The organism is Streptomyces sp. NPDC031479 (genome assembly GCF_055581065.1).
Genome location: NZ_JBVIKC010000012.1, coordinates 114,326 through 134,593 on the forward strand (window position 1 = coordinate 114,326; position 20,268 = coordinate 134,593).

General features: G+C 72.4%; 19 protein-coding genes and 1 pseudogene. 8 read left to right on the top strand and 12 right to left on the bottom strand.

The annotated features are described in order from the left end of the window. Positions 1-128: 128 nt before the first annotated feature. Entirely contained in the window at positions 129-527 is a 399-nt protein-coding gene (locus ACZ5D2_RS16105; protein ID WP_331738263.1) for a hypothetical protein, read from the top strand. A 388-nt stretch (positions 528-915) separates the two neighbouring features. After that, positions 916-2,517 carry a hypothetical protein gene (locus ACZ5D2_RS16110; protein WP_468929740.1) on the top strand — a complete coding sequence of 534 codons (1,602 nt, stop codon included), beginning with the start codon at positions 916-918 and terminating at the stop codon, positions 2,515-2,517. 217 nt (positions 2,518-2,734) lie between these two features. Here ACZ5D2_RS16110 and ACZ5D2_RS16115 read toward each other — a convergent pair whose 3' ends face one another. Next, positions 2,735-4,069 carry an alpha/beta hydrolase gene (locus tag ACZ5D2_RS16115; RefSeq protein WP_331738257.1) on the bottom strand — a complete coding sequence of 445 codons (1,335 nt, stop codon included), beginning with the start codon at positions 4,067-4,069 and terminating at the stop codon, positions 2,735-2,737. A gap of 113 nt (positions 4,070-4,182) precedes the next feature. On the opposite strand from ACZ5D2_RS16115, the gene ACZ5D2_RS16120 reads away from it, so the two are divergent. Together ACZ5D2_RS16120 and ACZ5D2_RS16125 are read left to right on the top strand one after the other, a co-directional pair. Continuing rightward, on the top strand, positions 4,183-4,788 hold the full coding sequence (locus ACZ5D2_RS16120) for a TetR-like C-terminal domain-containing protein (protein ID WP_468929743.1): 606 nt from the start codon (positions 4,183-4,185) through the stop codon (positions 4,786-4,788). A gap of 206 nt (positions 4,789-4,994) precedes the next feature. After that, entirely contained in the window at positions 4,995-5,483 is a 489-nt protein-coding gene (locus ACZ5D2_RS16125) for a GNAT family N-acetyltransferase (RefSeq protein ID WP_331738250.1), read from the top strand. A 118-nt stretch (positions 5,484-5,601) separates the two neighbouring features. Here ACZ5D2_RS16125 and ACZ5D2_RS16130 read toward each other — a convergent pair. Next, positions 5,602-6,177 (bottom strand): annotated as a pseudogene (locus tag ACZ5D2_RS16130) (S1 family peptidase); the annotation flags it as partial. A gap of 152 nt (positions 6,178-6,329) precedes the next feature. On the opposite strand from ACZ5D2_RS16130, the gene ACZ5D2_RS16135 reads away from it, so the two are divergent. Beyond that, positions 6,330-7,817, top strand: a complete 1,488-nt coding sequence (locus tag ACZ5D2_RS16135; protein WP_468929747.1) for a competence protein CoiA family protein — start codon at positions 6,330-6,332, stop codon at positions 7,815-7,817. A gap of 98 nt (positions 7,818-7,915) precedes the next feature. Here ACZ5D2_RS16135 and ACZ5D2_RS16140 read toward each other — a convergent pair whose 3' ends face one another. The 3 genes from ACZ5D2_RS16140 to ACZ5D2_RS16150 form a co-directional block, all read right to left on the bottom strand. Further along, positions 7,916-8,176 carry a hypothetical protein gene (locus ACZ5D2_RS16140; RefSeq protein ID WP_331738242.1) on the bottom strand — a complete coding sequence of 87 codons (261 nt, stop codon included), beginning with the start codon at positions 8,174-8,176 and terminating at the stop codon, positions 7,916-7,918. Further along, the gene (locus tag ACZ5D2_RS16145) at positions 8,176-8,412 is read right to left on the bottom strand and encodes a hypothetical protein (RefSeq protein ID WP_331738239.1); all 237 of its coding nucleotides are present in this window, start codon (positions 8,410-8,412) and stop codon (positions 8,176-8,178) included. The genes ACZ5D2_RS16140 and ACZ5D2_RS16145 overlap by 1 nt, the downstream gene beginning before the upstream one ends. Positions 8,413-8,833: 421 nt before the next feature. Beyond that, on the bottom strand, positions 8,834-9,571 hold the full coding sequence (locus tag ACZ5D2_RS16150; protein ID WP_468929751.1) for a dienelactone hydrolase family protein: 738 nt from the start codon (positions 9,569-9,571) through the stop codon (positions 8,834-8,836). 309 nt (positions 9,572-9,880) lie between these two features. On the opposite strand from ACZ5D2_RS16150, the gene ACZ5D2_RS16155 reads away from it, so the two are divergent. Continuing rightward, positions 9,881-10,618: a class I SAM-dependent methyltransferase gene (locus tag ACZ5D2_RS16155; protein ID WP_468929754.1), complete on the top strand. Its 738-nt coding sequence runs from the start codon at positions 9,881-9,883 to the stop codon at positions 10,616-10,618. A 132-nt stretch (positions 10,619-10,750) separates the two neighbouring features. Here the strand turns inward: ACZ5D2_RS16155 and ACZ5D2_RS16160 are convergent, their stop codons facing one another. Continuing rightward, positions 10,751-11,329 (bottom strand): TetR/AcrR family transcriptional regulator, encoded by a 579-nt coding sequence (locus tag ACZ5D2_RS16160; RefSeq protein WP_331738233.1) that lies wholly within the window; start codon positions 11,327-11,329, stop codon positions 10,751-10,753. Between the two features lie 91 nt (positions 11,330-11,420). On the opposite strand from ACZ5D2_RS16160, the gene ACZ5D2_RS16165 reads away from it, so the two are divergent. After that, complete coding sequence (locus tag ACZ5D2_RS16165; RefSeq protein ID WP_331738230.1) at positions 11,421-11,867, top strand: DUF1772 domain-containing protein; 447 nt, start codon at positions 11,421-11,423, stop codon at positions 11,865-11,867. Positions 11,868-11,970: 103 nt separating this feature from the next. Here ACZ5D2_RS16165 and ACZ5D2_RS16170 read toward each other — a convergent pair whose 3' ends face one another. The 5 genes from ACZ5D2_RS16170 to ACZ5D2_RS16190 all read right to left on the bottom strand — a co-directional run bounded on the left by ACZ5D2_RS16170 (position 11,971) and on the right by ACZ5D2_RS16190 (position 17,946). Continuing rightward, the gene (locus ACZ5D2_RS16170; RefSeq protein ID WP_331738227.1) at positions 11,971-12,879 is read right to left on the bottom strand and encodes a hypothetical protein; all 909 of its coding nucleotides are present in this window, start codon (positions 12,877-12,879) and stop codon (positions 11,971-11,973) included. A 4-nt stretch (positions 12,880-12,883) separates the two neighbouring features. Beyond that, positions 12,884-13,258: a hypothetical protein gene (locus tag ACZ5D2_RS16175; RefSeq protein ID WP_331738224.1), complete on the bottom strand. Its 375-nt coding sequence runs from the start codon at positions 13,256-13,258 to the stop codon at positions 12,884-12,886. 20 nt (positions 13,259-13,278) lie between these two features. Continuing rightward, entirely contained in the window at positions 13,279-16,287 is a 3,009-nt protein-coding gene (locus tag ACZ5D2_RS16180; RefSeq protein WP_468929760.1) for a CHAT domain-containing protein, read from the bottom strand. 279 nt (positions 16,288-16,566) lie between these two features. Next, positions 16,567-17,061: a hypothetical protein gene (locus ACZ5D2_RS16185; protein ID WP_331738218.1), complete on the bottom strand. Its 495-nt coding sequence runs from the start codon at positions 17,059-17,061 to the stop codon at positions 16,567-16,569. Positions 17,062-17,130: 69 nt separating this feature from the next. After that, a complete protein-coding gene (locus ACZ5D2_RS16190) occupies positions 17,131-17,946 on the bottom strand; it encodes an alpha/beta fold hydrolase (RefSeq protein WP_468929763.1) in 816 nt (271 codons plus the stop codon). A gap of 152 nt (positions 17,947-18,098) precedes the next feature. Between ACZ5D2_RS16190 and ACZ5D2_RS16195 the strand changes: the two genes are divergently transcribed. Next, entirely contained in the window at positions 18,099-19,004 is a 906-nt protein-coding gene (locus ACZ5D2_RS16195) for a LysR family transcriptional regulator (RefSeq protein WP_331738213.1), read from the top strand. A 159-nt stretch (positions 19,005-19,163) separates the two neighbouring features. Here ACZ5D2_RS16195 and ACZ5D2_RS16200 read toward each other — a convergent pair whose 3' ends face one another. Beyond that, positions 19,164-20,162 (bottom strand): tyrosine-type recombinase/integrase, encoded by a 999-nt coding sequence (locus tag ACZ5D2_RS16200; RefSeq protein ID WP_468929767.1) that lies wholly within the window; start codon positions 20,160-20,162, stop codon positions 19,164-19,166. Positions 20,163-20,268 lie beyond the last annotated feature (106 nt).

Genomic DNA, 20,268 nt, shown 5'->3' on the forward strand with positions numbered 1-20,268 from the left:
CACCCGGTCCGCACGCGGCCGACGGTGTCATCCTGGCCGGTTTGCGGCCTGGACGGTACGGGCGGGGTGGGGTTCCCTCGTACACCGACCGGCCCCACCGGGGGGCCGGAAGGAAACGGGGAAACCTCATGGCCCGTTCGATCAAGGCACTCGCCGCGCTCGTCATGGCTGGGGCATCCGTCCTCTGTGCTACCTCGCAGGCGTCCGCCGACCCGAACCCCAACCACACCGGCTCCGCGCCGCAGTGGATCCGACTGAGCACCAGCCACTCCGTGGGCGTCTACACCGCCCCCAACGCGGGAGCCGGCAAGTACAACAACATCACCCTCACGCCGGGCAGCGACTGGGTCTTCGCGGACTGCTGGGTGGCCGGCGGGTCCGTCGGCAGCGACGGCAACGTCTGGTACCGCACCACCAGCGTGTGGCAGAACAACCAGTCGGTCGGTACGGGGGTGACCTGGACGTTCGGACCGTACGTGGACGGCGCGGCGCAGTTCCACAACGTGCCCGGCCTCCCCCACTGCTGAACCAGCCGGTGGACGCACAGCGGCCCGCGCACCGTTCCCGGTGCGCGGGCCGCTCTGTCAGCCCGAGGGAGCCGTCCGGGTCCATGACGACTTCACCTCGCGGTCATTTGCCCTGATCATCCCACTCGTGCGGACCTCGACCAGAACACCCCGATTCAACACGTTCGGGCGATGACAAAGTGTCGCAACTTCTCAAAGATCGGTGCTCCGCGGCCACGAAGCAGACACGAGTCCGCAGGCGGCTACTGGCCGCAGGCACGGGGTCTGGGCTGGTCGGGAGACCGAGGTTCCCGGCATTACGGGGACTCACAACACAAGAGGGACTGCGTTGAAGAGAAGAACTGGCCGAGCGCGGCTGTTCAGGGCACTTGGCGCTTTCGGCACCACGATGGCGCTGTGGTCCGTCGCGATCGCCCCCGCCGCGACGGCGAACGCGAATCCTGCCGGACCACCGACCACCACGCACCACGTCCAGCCGACGTACCGGCCGGGAAACATCACGAAGTGCCCGGCGGGAACGACGACGTTCATCAACACGTCGAACCTGACGCCGGGCAACCAGAGCAAGAGCTACTCGAACGGACCCACCTTCTTCACGGCGACGGTCGACGCAACGGGCACGTACCTGAGCTTCACGACGAACTCGCCGGGCTTCACGGTCTACGTCAAGGGCACTGCGGCCTACGACACCTACGACTACACGGGTACGCCGGGTCACCCGAACCATCCCTCGGACACGGGTCTGCACGCGCCGTTGGCCCGGAGCGGGAAGCCGGCAAAGATCAGCCACTATCTGGTCTGCGGCCAGCCGGCGTCCCCGGTGGTCCCCCAGGGATCGTGTGAGGCGTCGGGGTCGCTGTCCGCATACGTGAACGGGTCCAACGTCACCGCGTACGTCCCCAAGGGGGCGTGGAGCAGCACCGCCACCGGCATCGACGTGGTGAACGTCGAGGGCAGCAGCATCACCAACACGCAGATCCCCACCGGTACCGACGTCATCAACTCCATCGCGACGAACTCGGTGACCGGACAGTCCGTGGCCACGGCAAACAACAACCACGTCTACATCCTGAAGGGCACCGGGCTCGACCCCAGCGTCTCGCCCAACCCCCTGACGGATTCGGGCACAGGGGTGATCAGCTTCTCCGGAGGGTCCGCGACGAGCACCGGCGTCTCGATCGACGCCGTGCACAACAAGGCCCTGATCGGGCTGAGCATCGCAGGCCAGGCCGGGTTCCAGTTCCTCAACCTCGCGACCAACACCTTCGAGGCCCCGTTCACCACGCAGGACCCGGGTGGGCAGATCTCCGAGGACCCCCTCATCGATCCCGTCCGCAACCTCGTCCTGTCCCCCTCGGAGGACAACAACTACGAGATCGTGAACGTCTCGAACAGCACCTCGCCGCAGTTCTTCGAGCACCCGGTGACCATCGCGGGGGAACTCGATTCCGCTGCGGAGGACTGCTCCACCGGCATCATCCTGTCGCCCGCGGAGTTCAGCGACCCCTCGCAGGTCGAGATCGCGGACATCAGCACCGCCGTCTTCACCCCCGGCTCGCCCGGATCCTGGACGGCGCCCGAGCAGGTCCAGACGCTGACCGGATCGAGCCTGAGTGCCGGAGCGTCCGCGGCGTCCGTGGCGCAGGGTACGCACACGGGTGTCATCACCGGAGAGTTCGGTGGGGACGGCCTGACCGCGGTCGCGCTGCCGACGACATCCGGTACCGGAGCCATCCCGGCCATCGGCAACTGGGTGACCTGTGCGACCGGCGGGGGCTTCTCCATGGGATTGGATCCGCACACCCTGATCGCGTACCAGTCTCCGAACGGGGGACACGCCATCGCCCTCATGGTCAATGACGGAGCGACCCAGATGGTCGCGGTGGACCTGACCAAGATGCTCGACGGCACGACGGTCCCGGCAACGGGCAACGTCTGCACCGGCGGCACCCTGCCCGCGACGGCCGAGACCTTCATCGCCCTGCCGTAATCGGCTCCCGCACAGCCGGAGGCAGGAGAGCCGGCGAGACCGTGGGGGTGTTCAACCCCCACGGTCTCCCGCTTCCCCCACGCCGCGCCGCGTACCCGCCCTGCCGGCCCGACCGCTGCGGCCGCGACGTGAGCACCTCGCCCGGCTCTGCACGGCGGCTGGTCACGGGCTCCCCGGACCTCACCCGGCCATGGCCGGCGACGGGGGCCGCACGTCTTCATTCGTGGTCGCGCAGGAAGGCGGGGATCTCGTCGCGGGTCGGGTGGTTCGGCAGCGGTGCCGGCTCGTCCTGAAGGAACGCGGTGATGACGGCGGCGGCTCGGTCGTCGTTGCCGTCGAGGCCGTTCCACATGTGGTGTCCGACTCCGGGCATGTACTGCGTGCGCTGGATGGCGGGGTCATGGGTGAGGATGGCGGTCGCCCATTGACGGACCTGGGAGGAGCACTCGGCGATCATCAGCATCGCGGGGGTCCGGGACTGCCTCAGCCGCGGTGCGATGGAGGGCGAGTCCTTGACCGTCTGCTGGACGCGGAGGCTGGCGGCGGGGCTGAAGGAGAAGTTCTGTGCGGTGTCCTCAACCGGGATGCGCTGCGCGTCGCGCGCGCAGTAGGCGGATGCGGTGTCGCTGCCGAGGTCCGCGGCGGTGAAGGCGTTGTCGCCTTCGGCCTGGCCGATCAGTCCGGTGTCGGGGGTGAGGAGGCCGAGTCGCATGAGGCCGAATGCCACGGCGTAGCGGGGGACGTGCGTCGATCGCGGGCCGGTGACGGCCGGTGCGAGGCCCCGTGCGGACGCTCGGCCCTCGTGCCCGGTGATGTGGGCGGTGGGGCCGTCCATGGGGCCCGGCTCGGCGATGACCGCCCGGTGCAGGCGTGCGGCGACGCCCGGGTCGGCCAGCGCTCGGGTGAGCACGACCCCGCCCGAGGAGAATCCGAGGACGTCGACCTCGCCCTCGTTCAGGCGGTCGACGAAGGCGCCGAGGTCGCGGACCGACCTGGAGATCGTGTACTGGCCCATGGGGAGCAGGTCGCTTCGTCCGCCACCGGCCTGTTCATAGGCGTAGACGTCGTAGCCCTGACGAGCCAGGAGTTGCAGGAACCGGTGGTCGAGCACCGAAATGCCCCGGACCGGACCGCCGTTGAGGTACACGAGCGGGACGGGATGCCGCGGGACGGAACTCGCGGGCGGGTAGTGGTACACCGCGACCCGGCTGCCTGTGGTCAGGCTCCAGTGCTGCACGGCCACGAACGGCGGGGCCGGCGGGTACCGCCGGGCCGTCGGCACGGTCGGGATGCAGACCGCCGCCGTCAACGCCGCCGCGACGACCACCGGCAGGAACGGCACGAGCCGCGCCGGCCACGTGCGGCGCCGCCCCCACCACGCGGCGAGGACGGCCGCGGCTCCGAGCGTCGTCAGCCATGCGACGAGCCCGGAGCCCGCCCCGTCCGTGAGGGCGATCAGTACGAGGAAGACTGCGGCCGGCGCCACGACGGCGGCCGGGGCGAGCAGTAAGCGTCCGGTGAACCGGACGAGACGTATGGCGGACGGGGACACGGCGGACCTCCGACAGTTTCGGAACGCTGTTTCAAAACGACGTTATCAGAGAGGGTAGGCTGCAGGCCGTGGGTAGACCGAGAACGAACGACGAGGCCGTCAAAGAGCGGCTCGTGGCGTGCGCGACCGAATTGCTCGCCACCCGTCCGCGGGCGTCGGTCACGGTCCGCGCCGTGGCCGCTGCCGCCGAGGCGTCGACGACGGCGGTGTATTCCTTGTTCGGCGGCAAGGACGGGCTGATCGGTGCGGTGCGCGACAGGGCCGTCGCCGGCCTGTTCCAGGACCTGTCGGCGGTACGGACCTCCGCGGATCCTCTCGCCGACCTCTACGCGCTGGCCGTCGCCTACCGCTGCTGGGGGCGCGGACACAGTCACCTGTACACGGTGCTGTTCGGTGGCGTGCAGTCCTTCGACCCGTCGGGGGAGGTCGGAGCCGGTGATCCGATCCGTCCGCTCCTCGCGGCGATCGACCGCGCGCTGGCGGCGTCCGTCCTCGTCGGCGAGGCGACGTCGATCGCCCTGTCGGTCTGGGCCACCCTGCACGGGCTCGTGACCCTCGAACTGGCCGGTGCCCTCGACGCCGTCACGGCCGAGGCCGCATTCCGATCGACGATTCACGCCACGTTGCGCGGATGGACGACGCCCGACGACACCTTCGGTGTTCCGCGGCCTTCGCCAAGCCGAACCGGCGCCTTGAGAGGACGTGCCGAGCCGGTATGACCGCCTCGTAGTCACCTGTCGTCCCCGTGCTGCCCCCGGACGGCCGTACCTCGCCGGCGCACGGACCCGGTCGGGAGCGCAAGTCCTTCCGGCTTCCGGCAGCGGCGGGCTGCGGGCGGTGGGGCCGGTCCGAAAATCCTTGGACGGCACGGGACCGGCTTGCTGGAATGGGAGACGGCCACTGTCGGAGTCGAAGGGATGCGGCGATGACCGAGATCAGGCTGCACCTGTCGGTGCGCGGCCTCACCGACGCGGACCTGCCCGCCTGCGGCTGGGCCGGCTCCCCCAAGCACGTGCGCGAGCTCGTCCACCAGATCCGCCGCGCCGAGGCGGGCGAGATCGACTACCTGGCGGTGTGCACGCCGGTCGGGCTCCCGGTGGCGGTCGGCGGCATCGACTACACGGTCAAGCCCGGCGCCGGCACGCTCTGGCAACTCGGCGTCCACCCGGCCCTGCAGTCCTGCGGGATCGGCACGCTGCTGATCCGCTCCGCAGAGCAGCGGATCGGCGCCCGGGGCCTGACCCGCGCCGAACTCGGCGTCGAGGAGGGCAACCCGCGCGCCCGCGCCCTCTACGAACGCCTGGGCTACCGCGCCTTCGGCCGCGAGCTCGACTCCTGGGACACGGAGGCCGAGGACGGCTCGCTCCAGCGGTACGAGACGGTGTGCACGCTGATGCGCAAGGACTTGACGTGACGCTGGACTTCGCGGCCTTCACAGCCGGCGCGCCGGCTGCCCTCGACTGCCACCCCGACGGTTGGGAACCGCCCGCCCCTGATGAGCGCGTGGGCTGCTTCGGCGAACGGCTCGTTGGGGACGTCCCCGGGGCGCCGGGACCCGAGGTGGCTCCCATGAGCTCCCACCGACCATCCCGGCCCTTCTGGAGCTGCGGCCCGCCGGAGTCCCCGAAGCACGCCATGGCCTCGGGCACACGGCTGATCGTGCACAACCGGGTCCGGTCCGCGTAGCCGGGGGCGCACTCGGCATCGGTGCCCCTGCGCGCGTCGAGCTCCTGCAACCGCTCCGCGAACTTCAGCTCGGTGTCGGCCGTAGTGCCGAATCCCAGGATCCGGGTCGGGGTGCCGGGCCGCCCGGCCCGCTCCGCGATACGGACCGGCTTCTCGGTGACCGGGCGGTCGAGGCGGACCAGCGCGAGGTCGTTCTTGTTGGCTGCCTGCCCGTCGCCGTTCACGTAGGCGGGGTGGACGACTATCCGCTCGATGGCCCGGACGGTTCCCCCGGACTTCCGCTCCTCGCTGCCGATCCGGACAGTGCCGTCCAGCTCAATGCCGTCGCCCTGCACGCAGTGGGCCGCCGTCAGCACCCACTGCGGATCGATCAGCGACCCCCCACAGGAACCGTCGTACAGCCCGTACTTCGGGGCCGACTCCACCGGCATGCGGGACCGCCCCGACGGGTCGGCGTTACCGCACAGCTCAAGGAGTGTGCCGTCCACTTCCGGCCGCTTGTCCGAAACCGGCGGTACCGGCTGTCAGTGCAGGCCGCGAAACTCTGAAGTGATCACCGATGGGGGGAGGGCGGATGGCGTTCCGGGCCGTGCACGCCGAGTGGGGAACCGTGTTCGCGCACCTGCCGGATCTGGGGTGCGGGCAGGCGTGGGAGGCGGTGTGGAAGGTCAGGCCGGCGGCGCCGATCTGCTGTGCCGAGTGCGGGCATTCGATGTACGCGAAGACCTCCGAGCGGGGCCTGCGGTTCTTCGCGCACGCGCCGCACGCCCCCGACTGCGAGATCGCCCGCCAGGGCGAGTCCGAGGCCCACCACCTCCTCAAGCTGGAGCTGGCCGGCGCGGCCCGGCAGGCCGGAGCACACGTCGAGTTGGAGGTCCGGGCGCCGGACGGCTCCTGGCGGGCCGACGTACTGGCCGGCGATCCGGCCGGAACGTGGCACATGGCCCTGGAAGCCCAGCTCTCTCCGATCACCGCTGCGGAGATCACAGGCCGCACGGAGCGGATGGACGCACATGACGTGACCTGCTGCTGGTTCAGCGACCGTCCCCGCCCGCCCTGGCTCGGCGCGGTCCCCTCGGTCCGGCTGGTCGCTGCGGAGGGCGGCATCGCGGTCGCCGAGGGCCTGGTGAAGTTCACCGGTTCCGCCTGGGAGCCGGCACCCCAGGTACCCCTCGCCGACTTCCTGCGCTGGGTGTTCACCTGCCGGATCGGCCCGCACCCCCCGCGGGCGCGGCTGCGCCATCCGCAGCGGCAGCTCGCCCAGGTCTGGACGGCTCCGCAGTACATCGCCGCCGAGGACGTCTACCTGTGGCAGGAAGAGGAGCGGCAGCGCCAGGACGAGGAGAAGCGGGCGCGGTTCAGGGAGAAGGCGGCGCGCAGGCGGGCCGACATCGACCGGAAGAACGCCGCCTCGCGCCGGGCCGCGCTGGAGCGGGCGGCGTCCGCCGAGGCGTACGTACGCCGGACGGACCTCGGGCCCACCGGGCAGGCGCTGCACGAGAAGCTGATGCGCCGGCCGGGCGTGGACGGGGCGATCCGGTACCTGGCCCGTGAACACCAGGTCCCGGTGACGGTCGGGATGAGCGCTGCCGAGCTGCGGTGGGGCGGTGGGACACCCCTGATCGGCCCGGACGGCACCCCGGTCGCGGTGCTGTCCCCGGTGCCACGACTCGTACGAGGGGAGGCGTTCCGGCTGCTGGCGGGGATGCTGCTGCTGTTCGAAACCGCCGCCGAGCAGCAGCGTTTCGACCGCAGCACCCGCCGCCGCAAGGTCCCCGTCGACGGCTGGCGGATGGAGCACCTCCGGGCGGCGCCCACAGCTCCCGCGGACACGGCGGACACGGCGGTGGTACCCGCGCCCCGGAAGGCGGGTCCAGGCCGGCCGCGTCCGACGGGCGGGCCGTGCTCCTGCGCGGACCCGGAGCTGACCGCGGTCATCCTGGGCCAGATCCACCCGGCGGAGCCCGCCCGGCAGATGACCCCCGCCAGCGCCGTCTACACCGCCTCCTGCCGTTCCTGCGGGGGCACCTACGACAGGCCCTGGCGCCGCCGCACCACCTGACCTCGCGGAGGACGAGGCCGGTCACCCGACAGCCTTGTCGGCCGCCCTACGGGCGGGCCAGGTCCGTCCTCGTCACGATGCCCCGCAGCGGCCCGTTCTCAGACCTCGATGTACGCCACGACCACGATGGTGCGCAGGGCGGTGACGAAGTACAGGACGCGGACGCCTTCGAGTTCGTCGGCGTACTGGCGCAGCCGGGGGCCGGCGCTGTCGGCGGGTATCGGCTCGCCGGCCTCGGGGTCGACGGAGATGACGACCAGGGCGCGGTCCAGGGCGTGGATCTCGGCCTCGCCGGTCAGGTCCTCCAGCTGCTTGGCGGCGGAGTCGGAGAAGGCGATGCGGGCGCGGCGCGGGGCCATCAGGCGACGGCCGGGCGCTGCGCGGCGAGGCGGCCGAGGTGGGCCTCGCGGAGCTCTTCCCAGGGCGTGCAGTCCTCCACCGCGGGCAGACCGTTGGTGGCGATGTCCTCCAGGACGCCGGCGAACCGGTCCGCGTCGGCCCGGGTCTTGGCCGCGTACGCGCGCACGGCGTCCGCGGCGGCGGGCTCCAGCTGTTGCCGGGCGGCGGTGTCGGCGAGGGCCGGCTGTTCGCTCATCGATGGCTCCAGAGACGCGGAACTGGCGTGTCCCACCACAGTATCGCCCGGTGCGCGAGCCGGGATCCGCTCTGCCGGATCCGGTTCGGTACGCCGTGGATACGGTCAGGTGCGCCCAGGATGTCCCGTGCCGCTCCGGCACGGCAGACGCCCTTGCCGTCGGCAGTCACCCCACGGGCAGCACTTCCGGTGACCGCGTCCGGAAACGGCGAGGCCCGCGCGGCCGGCCCGGTGCCGGGGCGGGGGCTTCCGTCGTAGGGCTGGTTCTGCGCGGCCCGGAGCGGTGATGCCGAACGCCTTGCCGGGCTTCGGCGTCCACGCGTTTGCACGGGATGCCGAACGAACGTGCGGCGTCCCGTGAGTTGGAGGGACTGTCAGTGCGCGACGCCGACCAGGACTGGCACCGGCCTGTTTGCCTGGGTCATGCCCCCAGGTCCTCCGTCACGGGCAGGCACTCGGCGAGCAGGTCGACGACGTCGCGCCAGGCTCGCTGCGCGTGCTGTCGGTGGTAGCCGACGCCGGGGACCACGGGGTGGTCGACCGTCGGGTGGTGGAAGGCGTGCAAGGCTCCGCCGTAGACCGCGAGGCGCCAGTCGACGCCCGCGGCCTGCATCTCAGCGGTGAACGCGTTCCGTTGCGCGGGCGGCATGATCGGGTCTTCCGACCCGACCCCGGCCCACACCGGGCAGCGAATGCGCGCCGCCTCGCCCGGTCGGCCCGTGGTGGTCGCGTTGACTGTCCCGATCGCGCGCAGGTCGACGCCGTCGCGCCCGAGTTCCAGCGCGATGGCGCCCCCGGTGCCGTAGCCGACGGCGGCGATCCGGTCGGGGTCGGTCCGCGGTTCGGCGCGCAGCACGTCGAGCGCCGCGTGGCCGATGCCCCGCATCCGGTCGGGATCAGCTAGCAGGGGCATGCAACGGGCCAGCATCTCCTCGGGGTCACCCAAATAGCGCCCGCCGTGAAGGTCGAAGGCCAGCGCCACATACCCCAGCTCGGCGAGAGCATCGGCCCGGCGGCGCTCGACGTCGCTGAGCCCCATGCCCTCTGGTCCGAGCAGCACCGCGGGCCGGCGGTCGACACCGGCCGGGAGCGCGAGGTACCCGATCATCGTCAGACCGTCGGCCGGGTACTCGACCGTGCGCGCCGTAATCTTCGTCATGATGGGACTGTAGTGATCGTCGAGCCCGGTCCGGCCGGTGTTCTGCCGCCGGCAGAACAGCACGGGTGCCCCTCTGGAATACGGGACGGGCCCGGCGCTCGGCTCACCGTGCCGGGCGAGACCGGGCTGCGCCAGGATCGCAGGCTCTGGGCGGTCTCTTGCAGGGGTGAGCAGGCGAAGCGGACGGAAGCGAGGTCGTCCACGTCGAGTCGGAGGCTCAACATTCGGGCCAGGCTGAATCTCTTGGCCTGCCGGTGATCAGCTGATGAGATCCGGCTCATGACTGCTTCTGCTTCGGGACCGGCTCCGTTGACGGCGACGTACGACCGCATCGGGATCGGGTACCAGAACATCCGCCGGGCCGATCCCCGCCTGGCCGCCCTGATTCACCGGTCGCTGGGCGGGGCTCGCACGGTCGTCAACATTGGCGCGGGTACCGGCTCCTACGAGCCGGAGGACATCGAGGTCACCGCCGTCGACCCGTCACAGGTGATGCTCGATCAGCATCCGGGCAGCAGGAAGGTCCTGGCCGGAGCGGAGGACCTGCCCTTCGAGGACGGCGCGTTCGATGCCGCGATGGCGGTGATGACGGTGCAGCACTGGCCCGACCTGCGGCGTGGACTCGCCGAGATGCGCCGGGTCTCTCGTCGGCAGGTCCTCTTCACCTTCGATCCGTACCATCTGCCCGAGCTGTGGCTGATCGAGGATTACCTTCCGGAGCTCCGCGAGTTCGAACAGGCCCGCTTCACACCCCTGTCCACCGTGGTGGAAGCACTGGAAGCGCACACGGTGCTTCCCTTCCCCATCCCGCACGACTTCACCGACGGCTTCCAGATCGCGTACTGGCGGCGTCCGGAGCACTTCCTGGATCCCGTTGTCCGACAGGCGAGTTCCACCTTCGCCCAGATGCCCGCGTCGGTGGTCGAGCCGGCGATCGAGCGGCTGCGCGCGGACCTGGCTTCGGGGGCCTGGCACCGCCGACATGCCGACCTGCTGGGGCAGGACTCTGTCGACTACGGCTATCGCGTGCTCATCGCGGGGCGGTGATTCCGGCACGGTGCGGCGTATGGGGTGGGTAGCCTCCCCGGCGTCGCCACCGGATCCCCGGGCAGCGCCGGTTGCCGTGGGCCGGCAGCCGGTCCGCGAGGCCCTGGCCGCCGGACCCGCCCGGACGGTGCGTCAGACCACGGCGAGCCGGTCCACGAGCAACTCCACCCTCCGCTCGGCGTCACCCGGCGGCAGCCGTCCCGCCCGGGTCAGGGTCGCCAGCCCGTGCAGGGACGCCCAGAACACCTCGGTGAACAACGCCGGGTGGACGCCGTCCCCGGCGACCTCGCCGAGGCTCTCCAGCAGGGCGGCGAAGGCGTCCTTCAGAGGCTCCGGGGTGTCCTCCTTCGCGAACGCCAGGCCGCCGTCGAGCTGGAACATGGCGTCGTAGACCGCCGGGTTCCGTTCGGCGAAGCCGAGGTAGGCGCGGGCGAGGGAGGCGACCCGGGCGCGCGGGCCGTCCGTGGTGGAGGCCGCGGCCCGCAGCGCCGCGGCCATCTCGGCGGCGCCTTCGAGGGCGACGGCACCGATGATCTCGCGCTTGCCGCGGAAGTGGCCGTAGAGGACGGGCTGGCTGTACTCGATGCGCTCGGCGAGCCGGCGGGTGGTGACCGCGTCCCAGCCCTGCTGCTCGGCGAGTTCACGGGCCGTCGCCACGATGAGGCGCTCGCGGCCCGCCCGCTCGCGCTCCTTGCGTTCCTGTACCGACATGATCCGATCCTAGCACCGCTAGACATGCGAGCGGCAGTAGTACTAGCGTTGCCTCATCATCTAGCAACGCTAGATCCCAGGAGGGGTCATCATGCTCCATGCACTTGAGGTCTTCACCACCGTGGCGGTCGGCGTGATGGTGGGAGTGGAGTTCTCCGTCGCCTTCTTCGTCAACCCGATCCTCGACGGCCTCCCCGGGGACAACGGCCTGCGCGGCCGCACCCACGGGGCCCGGCTGCTGGGCGCCGTGATGCCGTTCTGGTACATCGGCTCGCTCGTCCTCGCCGCCGTCTGGGCCGTCGCCGGACGCGACCACCACGGCGCCGGCCTCGTCGTCACCGCCGCCGCGTTGCTGATCCTCAGTGTGGTCATGTCGATCCTGCTGCTCGTCCCGATCAACAACCGGGTCAAGACGTGGACCGCCGACGGCCTGCCGGCCGACTGGAAGCAGCAGATGAACCGCTGGGACCGCTTCCACTACGTCCGGGTCGCCGTGATCATCGCGGCCTTCACCCTGCTGGTCACCGCCCTCGCCTGAGCCCGCGGGCCACTGGGCCGTCAGCGCCTCAGCGGCCGCAGGGCCGCTTTCCGCGCAGCCCGACCGGTACCCGGTACCCGGTACCCGCGTGCACGGCGGCAGGCTATGCGCCCTTGCGGAACAGGCGGTTGAAGAGGAGGCCCACGCCGGGCTCCCAGGTGGGGCCCGGGGGCACGGCGATGCCCACCTCCTCGGCCAGTTTCCGCAGGTGGACGTCGACGGCGGCCTCCACCAGCCCGGCGTGCACCGCGGCCGCCCCCCGGCCGCGCCGCCAGGCGACGAGGCCGGCGGCGGCGCCCCCCACGGCGGCCGGCCACCAGAAGCAGCCGAGCACCACGTAGCAGCAGGCCCACACCGATCCGGCCACCTCGGCGTCGAACCGGGCCCGCGTGGACCGCAGCTCCGCCCTGACCTCCTCCGGCAGCACCAGCCACAACCCGGGCCAGCAGGCGGCCAGGTCGATGCCGTACTGGCCCCGCAGGCGGCTCTCCACCCCGGCGAACCGGTCGCCGGTGTACGTGGGCCGGGCCGGTGAGGAGAGCCCCATCCGGTCACGGCGGGCGGTGAGGTCCGCGATCCGTCGCCGTTGCGCGTCGTCGCGGTCGTACGGCGGGTTGTCGCCGCGGATCCCGTCGATCTGCCGCTGCAGGTCTCCCCAGAGCCCCGCCCGGCGTGCGGTCACCCGCCGGGCCAGCCGGCGGGCCGGTCGTGGCCAGTCCCCCGTCCAGACCCGTACGGCGCCCTCGCTGCACACGCGGACGGACATCCCCATGGCCACGGCCACGAGGAAGGTCACCGCCACCGCCGCGACCTGCCCCACGACCGGCCAGTGCGCCACCGTCGTCGCCCAGTGTCCGGCCTCCTCGATCAGGAGACCGGCGTCGAGGGCACGGCCCTGGCCGAGCACGGCGGCGCAGGTGCTCGCCCCGACGAAGAGCAGCCCGGGCAGCGCCAGGGCGGACACCCACTTCTCGGCCAGTTTCTCGCCGAGTTGGTCGAGTACGGGGGGCATCCGCTCACGCCTCCAGGACGCGCAGCGGCTGGTCCCGCAGCCGGCAGCGCCCGCCGGCCGGTACGGCACCGCCCGGCTGCCGGATCTGCCTCAGGCCGCACCAGCCGTCGGGGCACAGGTAGACCTCACCGGCGGGGTGCGGTACCGGTCCGGGAACGCCGCCCTCGCCCTCCCCGCGCGTCGTGCCCGTGGCGCCGGTCAGTACGTGTTCCGGGATGCCCAGTCCGGCGATCGCCTGCCGTACGGTCGTCGTACCGGCGCGGACGGCCTGCGCGGCGGAGCGGAGTTCGTCGCCCCGGCCTTCGGACGCCATGACGTCGTCCAACCATGACATCGCCGCGCAGAACGCCGCGCGCAGCGAACGGTCCTCTTCCTGCATGGCCCTTCTCCCGTTCGTCGTCACGGTCCGCTGTGGATGACCGACGCCCAGAACAGCGGGTCGTCGTAGTCGCCGTGGGCGCGCAGCTCGGCGACCGCCCGGTGCAGGGCGTACGCCGGCCCGGGGCCGTCCGGTGCCGCGAGGTTCCGGTAGACCGCGCGGGCCAGGAGCGGCCCCATGGCGTCCTGGACCGTCCACAGGCTTCCGATCACGTGCCGGTAGCCGCACAGCTGGAACGCGGATGCCACGGAGATGACTTCGTCGGCCAGCTCCTCCCCGGCGGCCGCGCTGTGGCAGGCGGACAGGTACGCGAACTCCGCGTTCGGCAGCCGCTCGGTGGCCAGTGCGCGCAGGGTCAGCTCGCCGCCGGACAGCAGGAGCCGGCTGTGCGAGGGGTCGCCCGGGTCCCGTACGCCGTGACAGGCCAGGTGGGCGTGGGTGTGCGTGCGCAGCGCGGCGAGCACGGCGTCGGGTGTGGCCTCGGTGTCCCGCAGCCGCTGTCGGCGCCCCGGCATTCCGCTCGCCGCCTTCAGCTCGTCGTCCAGGGCTGCCAGGCGCGGGTACGCCTGACCGGCGGCGTCGACGGCGACGGTCAGGAGCGAGGCCCGGTCGGGGGACGGGGCCGGCCGGGAGCGCGCGTGCAGCAGGGAGCCGAGGGTCGGGACGTACGAGGAGACGACCCGGTCCTGGACGTACGCGCCGTCCTGGTCGAGGAGGGCCGCGTGCAGCGGCAGCAGGGACAGCACCCCCGTCGGGCACCACCACAGCCGTGGCAGGGGGTCGCCGGGGCGCGGGTTCCCCCTGAGGCCCAGCCGGTCGAGGACGGGGCCGGCGATGTGTACGCCCAGCCATCGCAGGGTGTCCTTCATGGCGCGGTCCTGCAGGTAGCGCTCCGGGCCGGGGGTCGCCCGGTCGACGAGCGCGGCGACGGCGGTGTGGAAGGCCTCGGCACGGGCGGCGATGTCGTCCGCCGTGACCTGCAGTGGCAGATGGTCCAGGGTCACCGGGCCGCCGTCGGTGGAGGGAGTCAGCAGCAGGGCGAAGCAGGCCGGCGGCGACACATTGATCACGACGACCGGCCCCTGCGCCGCCGCCTCGCGCAACTTCTCCCAGGCGGGAGGCTGTTGGAAATCCTCGAAGTCGGTCAGGGCCCGGATCTCCTCCACCAGCGAGTCGAAGTCGCCCGCCGACTTCCGGCGCTGCCGTGGGCTGCGGTGTGATGCCACCAGCTCGGCGCAGACCCGCTCGAAGCGGTCGGCGAGCCCGGAGTCCGCAACCCTGAGGTCGTCGTGCCGGCCGCGCAGCTCCAGTGCCTGGGCCAGCAGGACGCCACGTCCCTGTTCCAGCCGGACGAGCGCCTCCCGCACCTCTCCGGCCCTGATCGATACGGCCGCGGCCACGGTGGCGAGGGAAGGCAGCTCGCGCAACCGTGCTTCCTGCGACTCACGGCCGAGCGCACGGCCTGTCAGCTTGGGCACGAGATCGCTCAGCGCCAGGTCGAAGGCGGTGCGGGACCTTTCCAGGGCGCCCAGTTCGGCGGCTCCCATGCCCCACAGGGCGGCGCAGTGCAGCCGACTGCGGATGTCCTGGGCGGGCGCCAGCGCGGTGGCCTCGTACTGGTCGACCGCGTCGGCCAGGTCCTCGATGTCACCCAGCAGCCGGGCCCGTGCGTGCAGGACGTGCCCCAGTTCCAGCCGGGCCATCAGCTGGTTGGGGCCGGCGTCCGAAGGGTCCCCGGCGAGCGGCCTGAGAAGCCTCTCGGCCGCGTGGAGGTCGCCGGGCTCCTCGGTGTGCGTCCCGCGTTCCGACAGGGCCACGGCCAGCTTGACCGCCATCACGGGGTGGTCGTGCTGGGACGGCGGTGTGGCCGACACCGCGAACGTCAGATCGTCGATGGCCTGCGTGATGTCGGCGAGGTCGTGGTGGCGGCCGAACCGTGCCGTCAGGACCGCGGCCCGGTTGGTGAGCCGCTGGGCGTGGTGGGGAGAGGCGGCCGCCCGTGCGCCGGCGGGATGGTGGACGGCTTCCGCGGCGGCTTCGAGGTCGGCGGCCTGCCCGAAGGTCTGGTACCGGTCCAGACGGGCCAGGCCCAGGAAGGAGGACGTCGCGGCAAGCGTCTCGTCGTCCAACCCTGCGTTGTCGGGGGTGGTCCCGAGAACGTTTTCGAGGACGGCGATCGACGCGTCGAGGTCGGCGATCTCGCCGATGAGCTCGAAGCGCATCCGCAGTACCTGCCCCAGTTCGGCGCGGCGCCGGCTGCGGTACGGCTCTTCTGCCCGCGGCGCGTCGACGGCCGCGCGCAGCATGTCGACGGCCCGGTCGAGCCGCTCCCGGCTGCCGTCCCGCATGTATGCGCTGACCTCGGCTTCCGGGCTGCCGTCCGGATGCTCGGCCGGCGGCTCTTCGGCCAGCGCCTGCCTGAGCCCGGCCAGCATCCCGGGGCGGAAGGGGTCGCCGTCGGGCAGGGCGGCGAGGGCCCGGCGCATGTGGTCGAGCCCCGCCCGCCGGTACTTCCCCGGCTCGCCGGCGACACCGGCCATCGCCAGTACGGCCGAGCCCAGGTTGAAGGTGATGTGGGGCTCGGACGGCGTGCCCTCGGCCTCCTGCCGCGCCCAGAGGAGGCACACGGTGGACGCGGTGATGCCTTGCTCGTGGCCCTCCTCGACGCTGCCCAGGAACAGGGCGACGCCCACGGCGTGCACGATCTCGTACACGGGGGCCACTCCCCGCGGATCCCGCTCGTGCAGCTCGCGCAGGTGCTCGGGCACGAGCTCGGGCCGGACCGCGTGCACGACGTCGAAGAGGAACCGGGTGGCGTTCAGGTTCCACTCGCGCTGCTCCTCGGGCAGGTGGCGGGACCGGGCGAGGTAGTAGCAGGCGGCCAGGTAGACCTCGTCGAAGGCGAGGTCCCCGGCCGCGACGGTCTGGTCCGGCGTCAGCCGGTCGCGCACGTCGTAGAGCGTCATGGCGACGTTGTAGTGCGTGCGGCCGGCCAGCACGCTGTCGCGCGTGTCGGACGACCACGGCACGGGTCCCTCCGGATCCGACATCGCCTGACGAACCGCGGCACGCAGACCCGGATGTAACGCCATTGCCGTTCCCCCGATCACCCGCCCGCATCGGCTCCTGCGGTGACGGCAAACGGTAGCGAGCATGGGGCTGGGGAGGGGCCCGAATGCTGAAAAATCTCCCTTCGAACGCTCTTCGAGAGGCCCGGCCGGCGGGCGCTCCGCCCCCCGGCGGCACCGGTCACGCCGGTGCGGGCCCCGTCCGCCCGGGACCGGCCCGCGGGGTCCACCACCCACCCGTCACCGGATTCCGCGTCGGCGCTTCATGTACGAGGAGGTCACGGCCGTCATCAGCACGGGTATGGCGGCGAGCGGGGCGAAGAGGAGGGCCCAGACGACCCGGGCCGGACCGTTCGAGAGGTACGTGTGGCTCTCGACGGTCAGGGCGACCACAACCTGCCACAGCGTCACCGCGACCAGGACGGCTGCGGCGGTGCAGGCCGTCACGGCAAGAGTCCGGGAGCGCAGCAGCCGCGGGCGGTCGCTCACGAGCAGGAGCGGGAAGAGGGCGGCCAGTTCGGCGAGGACGGACAGACCGACGACGTACGCGATGCCCCACCCCGGGATGGCGTAGACGTCCCGCAGGACCTCGTCGCTGTAGCCGACGTAGACCCCGGACGCCATGGCGATGCGCCACAGGCCGGACGGGAGGGCACACAGGGCGATGGCATGGGCGGCACGGCGGGCCCAGACCGGCGCGGCCGCGGGAGCACTCGGAATGTCGGTTGTCGTCATGTCCAGATGCTGCCTGCGGGCATGCCGGTCTCGCGTCGCCCGGCAGGACGACGCCCGGCCTCGGCCGGCTCATCCCCGAGCCGACGAACCGTCCCCCGGAAGAATGACCGGCACCGATGCGAGGGCGGCGCGCAGCGCCGCGTTGAAGCGCTCGGGCTGGTCCTGCTGGGACATGTGGCCCGCGTCCTCGATCACGGTGAGCCGGGCCCCCGGGATCAGTGCCGCGCACTCCCGCGGCACCTCCGGCGGGACCTCGGTGTCCCGTTCGCCGTGGAGGAAGTGGACCGGCACCCGGATCCCGCCCAGGCGGGGGCGCGGGTCGTAGTCCGCCTGGTCGGCAACGAGCCGGTCGATGAGGGGGGTGGAGTCCAGGAGCCGGCGTACCGTCCGGTCGATCACGGCCCTGTCCGTCCCAGGCCGGTACCAGTGCGGCACGAAGGCGGCCAGCGCGCGGGCCCGGTCCGTCCGCAGGTCGGCCAGCAGTTCGGCCATCGCCTCCCGCATGCCGTCCGCCGCGAAGTGGTGCACCCCCGCGTCGACCGGGATCACGGCACCGATCCGCCGCGGCGCCGCCAGCGCGGCCTCCAGTACGAACGCCCCGGCGATCGACGAGCCGATCAGCACCGGCGCATCGAGTTCCAGCGCGTCCAGGAACTCCAGGGTGTCGTGGGTGACATCGGCGATGGTGTAACCGGTCGTGGGCCGCTCGGACCGGCCGCACCCGCGCCAGTCGACGGTGATCACGCGGTGGTCGCGGCCCAGGTCGGCGGTCTGTGCGTCCCACACGCGGCCACTGGTGCCCCAGCCGTGCAGGAAGACCAGGGGGCGTCCGGCGCCGTGGTCCTCGTAGGAGAGGCCGGTTCCGTTGACGTGCGCGACCGGCATGACGGTCCCTTTCCGTTGTGCGGCCCGGTGTCCCGGCGCCGTTCGTGAGGCCGGAGGCCATTCCAGTCGGGGAGGGCGTTCCGTCCAACGCCTGATCCGTACCTAGACTCATCGATGATCGCGATGAATCGGCAGGAGGGCGGGAGGTACGCGTGGAGCTGCGCCAGGTCCGGTATTTCGCGGCGGTGGCCGAGGAACTGCACTTCGGGCGCGCCGCCGAGCGGCTGCACATCGGCCAGCCGACCGTCAGCCAGCAGATCCGCCGGCTGGAGCGGGAGTTCGGCCTGGAGCTGTTCGACCGCACGACGCGTACGGTGACGCTGACCCGCGCCGGGCAGGTGTTCCTGCCGTACGCACGCGCCCTGCTGGACACCGGACGGGCCGCATCCGGGGCGATGGCCGGGTTGCGCACGGAGCGGGACGCCACGCTGCGGGTGGGTACCGGCACCGGCCTGGGCCGCCGGCTCGGGGAACTGCTGTCCGACCTCGCCGAGCGCGCGCCCGCCCTCCTGGTGGAACTGGTCGGCGTGCCCCTGACGACGCGTCTGGGGCAGGTCCGGGACGGGGAGCTGGACGCGGCCTTCGTGCGGGGCGCGGATCCCCGGCCCGGCCTGGAACTGCTGCCGCTGTGGGAGGAGGAGCTCGTCGCCGCCCTCCCCGCGCGCCATCCACTGGCCGCGGGGGCCGACGTGGACCTGGCGGACCTCACGGGCCCGGCCGGGCTGCCCCTGCGGATCGCCGCGCGCGAGGAGAACCCGCCGCTGGTGGACGCCGTCACCGCGGCCTGCCGGGCGGCGGGCTTCGAGCCGGTCCCGGGGCCGCCGTTCACCAACGACCAGGACACCCTGGCCGCCATCGCCGCGGGCCGCCCCACCTGGACCGTCTACTACGCCGCCCAGGCCGCGATCCAGCCGGCCCCCGGGGTCGCCTTCCGCCCCTTCACCACCCCCGCACCGACCGTCCCGACCTCCCTCGCCGTCCGGCCCGGCCCCCCGTCCCGCGACCTCGCCGCCCTGCTGGACGCCTGCCACCGCCTCGACGCGGGCGACCGCGGGTAAGGCCCCGCGGAACGCGGAATGCGGGTGTCCTGCCGGGTCGCGCCCGCGCCGCAGCGGGCGGGTCGGCAGCGGGCCGCCGGCACCGGGGCTGCGAGCGCTCGTGGCCGTGACCCTGCTCCTGGAGTTCGGCGCGGCACGGAGCCGGTCATCGGGGAGCGTTCATCCGGGGCTCGTGGAAGTCGGGGTGCCGTCTCCCGCGTCGTGGGTGAGGACGCCGTGGCGGAGCCGGTGGAGCGTCCAGCCCTCCAGCGCGTCGAAGTCATCCGGCCCGGCGAGGGGGTTGGCCAGCAGTCGCGTGCTCTCCTCGAAGATCTGTTCCGCCCGGCGGTAGGACAGTCTGGCGCGGCCGGTCGTCGGGCAGGTGTCGGGAGCCGGGGTGCGGGCGGGGGCCTTGCGGTAGGTGAGGAAGAGCGGGCCGTGGGTGCGTCCGGCGATGAGCCGGGGCAGGAGCCGGGCGGTGCCGGACCGCCAGTGGATCCACCCGGGGGTGCCGCCCTTGGAGACGACCCGGCCGCGCTGGTCGGCGGGCGACAGCTCCTCGACGTTCAGGCACAGGATCTCCTCGGCCCGTGCGGCGCTTTCGTAGAGCAGCCGCCAGAACGTCTTCTCCCGTAAGGACGACTCCAACGCCCACAGGGCGGCGATCTGAGGCTTCGACAGCGCCTTCGTGCGGTTCGGCGGTGCCGGGCGCCGTTCGACCCCGATCGTCGGGTCTGCCTCGATCCAGCCCTGGGCCTGCCACCAGCCGATCGCTTTGCGCGCGATGGACACTTCGCGGTTGACGGTGTCGGCGTCCATCTCGTCCGCCCGCGCCGCCGCGAGTTCGGCGAGTACGGGCGGCAGCCCGGGGTCGTCGACTGCCGCGAGGTCGAAGGGCGGGGGCGTCGCACGGCGGCGGGCCGGCCCGGTCGGGGCTCGTTCGCCGCGCAGCATCCAGCCCCAGGTGGTGAGCGAGATCCGGTAGATCCGTACGGAGGACTCCGAGATGCCCGCGCCGGCGAGGTACCGCTCGACTGCCGACGCGTACGTCCGCGGTGGGACGGGCAGCGGCGGCTCGGCCCGGGGACGCGGCACCCGCGACGCGATCTCGCCCTCGGTCTCTGTCTCGGTCTCTGTCTCGGTCTCGGTCTCCGGCACGGCCGCTCGTTCGATCGCCACCCGTCCGCCCTTCCGGTCCTCTCGCGGTGAATGTGCGCACCCGGCCCCGGGCGAGAATATCGGCGCTGCCGCAGTAAATCCGGTGTTTACTGCGGCAGCCACTGAA

What these genes read in the sequence shown, in the direction of transcription:
- ACZ5D2_RS16105 (WP_331738263.1), top strand. Translation starts at nt 129, where the DNA reads ATGGCCCGTTCGATCAAGGCACTCGCCGCGCTCGTCATGGCTGGGGCA.
- ACZ5D2_RS16110 (WP_468929740.1), top strand. Translation starts at nt 916, where the DNA reads ATGGCGCTGTGGTCCGTCGCGATCGCCCCCGCCGCGACGGCGAACGCG.
- ACZ5D2_RS16125 (WP_331738250.1), top strand. Translation starts at nt 4,995, where the DNA reads ATGACCGAGATCAGGCTGCACCTGTCGGTGCGCGGCCTCACCGACGCG.
- ACZ5D2_RS16135 (WP_468929747.1), top strand. Translation starts at nt 6,330, where the DNA reads ATGGCGTTCCGGGCCGTGCACGCCGAGTGGGGAACCGTGTTCGCGCAC.
- ACZ5D2_RS16140 (WP_331738242.1), bottom strand. Translation starts at nt 8,176, where the DNA reads ATGGCCCCGCGCCGCGCCCGCATCGCCTTCTCCGACTCCGCCGCCAAG.
- ACZ5D2_RS16145 (WP_331738239.1), bottom strand. Translation starts at nt 8,412, where the DNA reads ATGAGCGAACAGCCGGCCCTCGCCGACACCGCCGCCCGGCAACAGCTG.
- ACZ5D2_RS16150 (WP_468929751.1), bottom strand. Translation starts at nt 9,571, where the DNA reads ATGACGAAGATTACGGCGCGCACGGTCGAGTACCCGGCCGACGGTCTG.
- ACZ5D2_RS16160 (WP_331738233.1), bottom strand. Translation starts at nt 11,329, where the DNA reads ATGTCGGTACAGGAACGCAAGGAGCGCGAGCGGGCGGGCCGCGAGCGC.
- ACZ5D2_RS16165 (WP_331738230.1), top strand. Translation starts at nt 11,421, where the DNA reads ATGCTCCATGCACTTGAGGTCTTCACCACCGTGGCGGTCGGCGTGATG.
- ACZ5D2_RS16170 (WP_331738227.1), bottom strand. Translation starts at nt 12,879, where the DNA reads ATGCCCCCCGTACTCGACCAACTCGGCGAGAAACTGGCCGAGAAGTGG.
- ACZ5D2_RS16175 (WP_331738224.1), bottom strand. Translation starts at nt 13,258, where the DNA reads ATGCAGGAAGAGGACCGTTCGCTGCGCGCGGCGTTCTGCGCGGCGATG.
- ACZ5D2_RS16185 (WP_331738218.1), bottom strand. Translation starts at nt 17,061, where the DNA reads ATGACGACAACCGACATTCCGAGTGCTCCCGCGGCCGCGCCGGTCTGG.
- ACZ5D2_RS16190 (WP_468929763.1), bottom strand. Translation starts at nt 17,946, where the DNA reads ATGCCGGTCGCGCACGTCAACGGAACCGGCCTCTCCTACGAGGACCAC.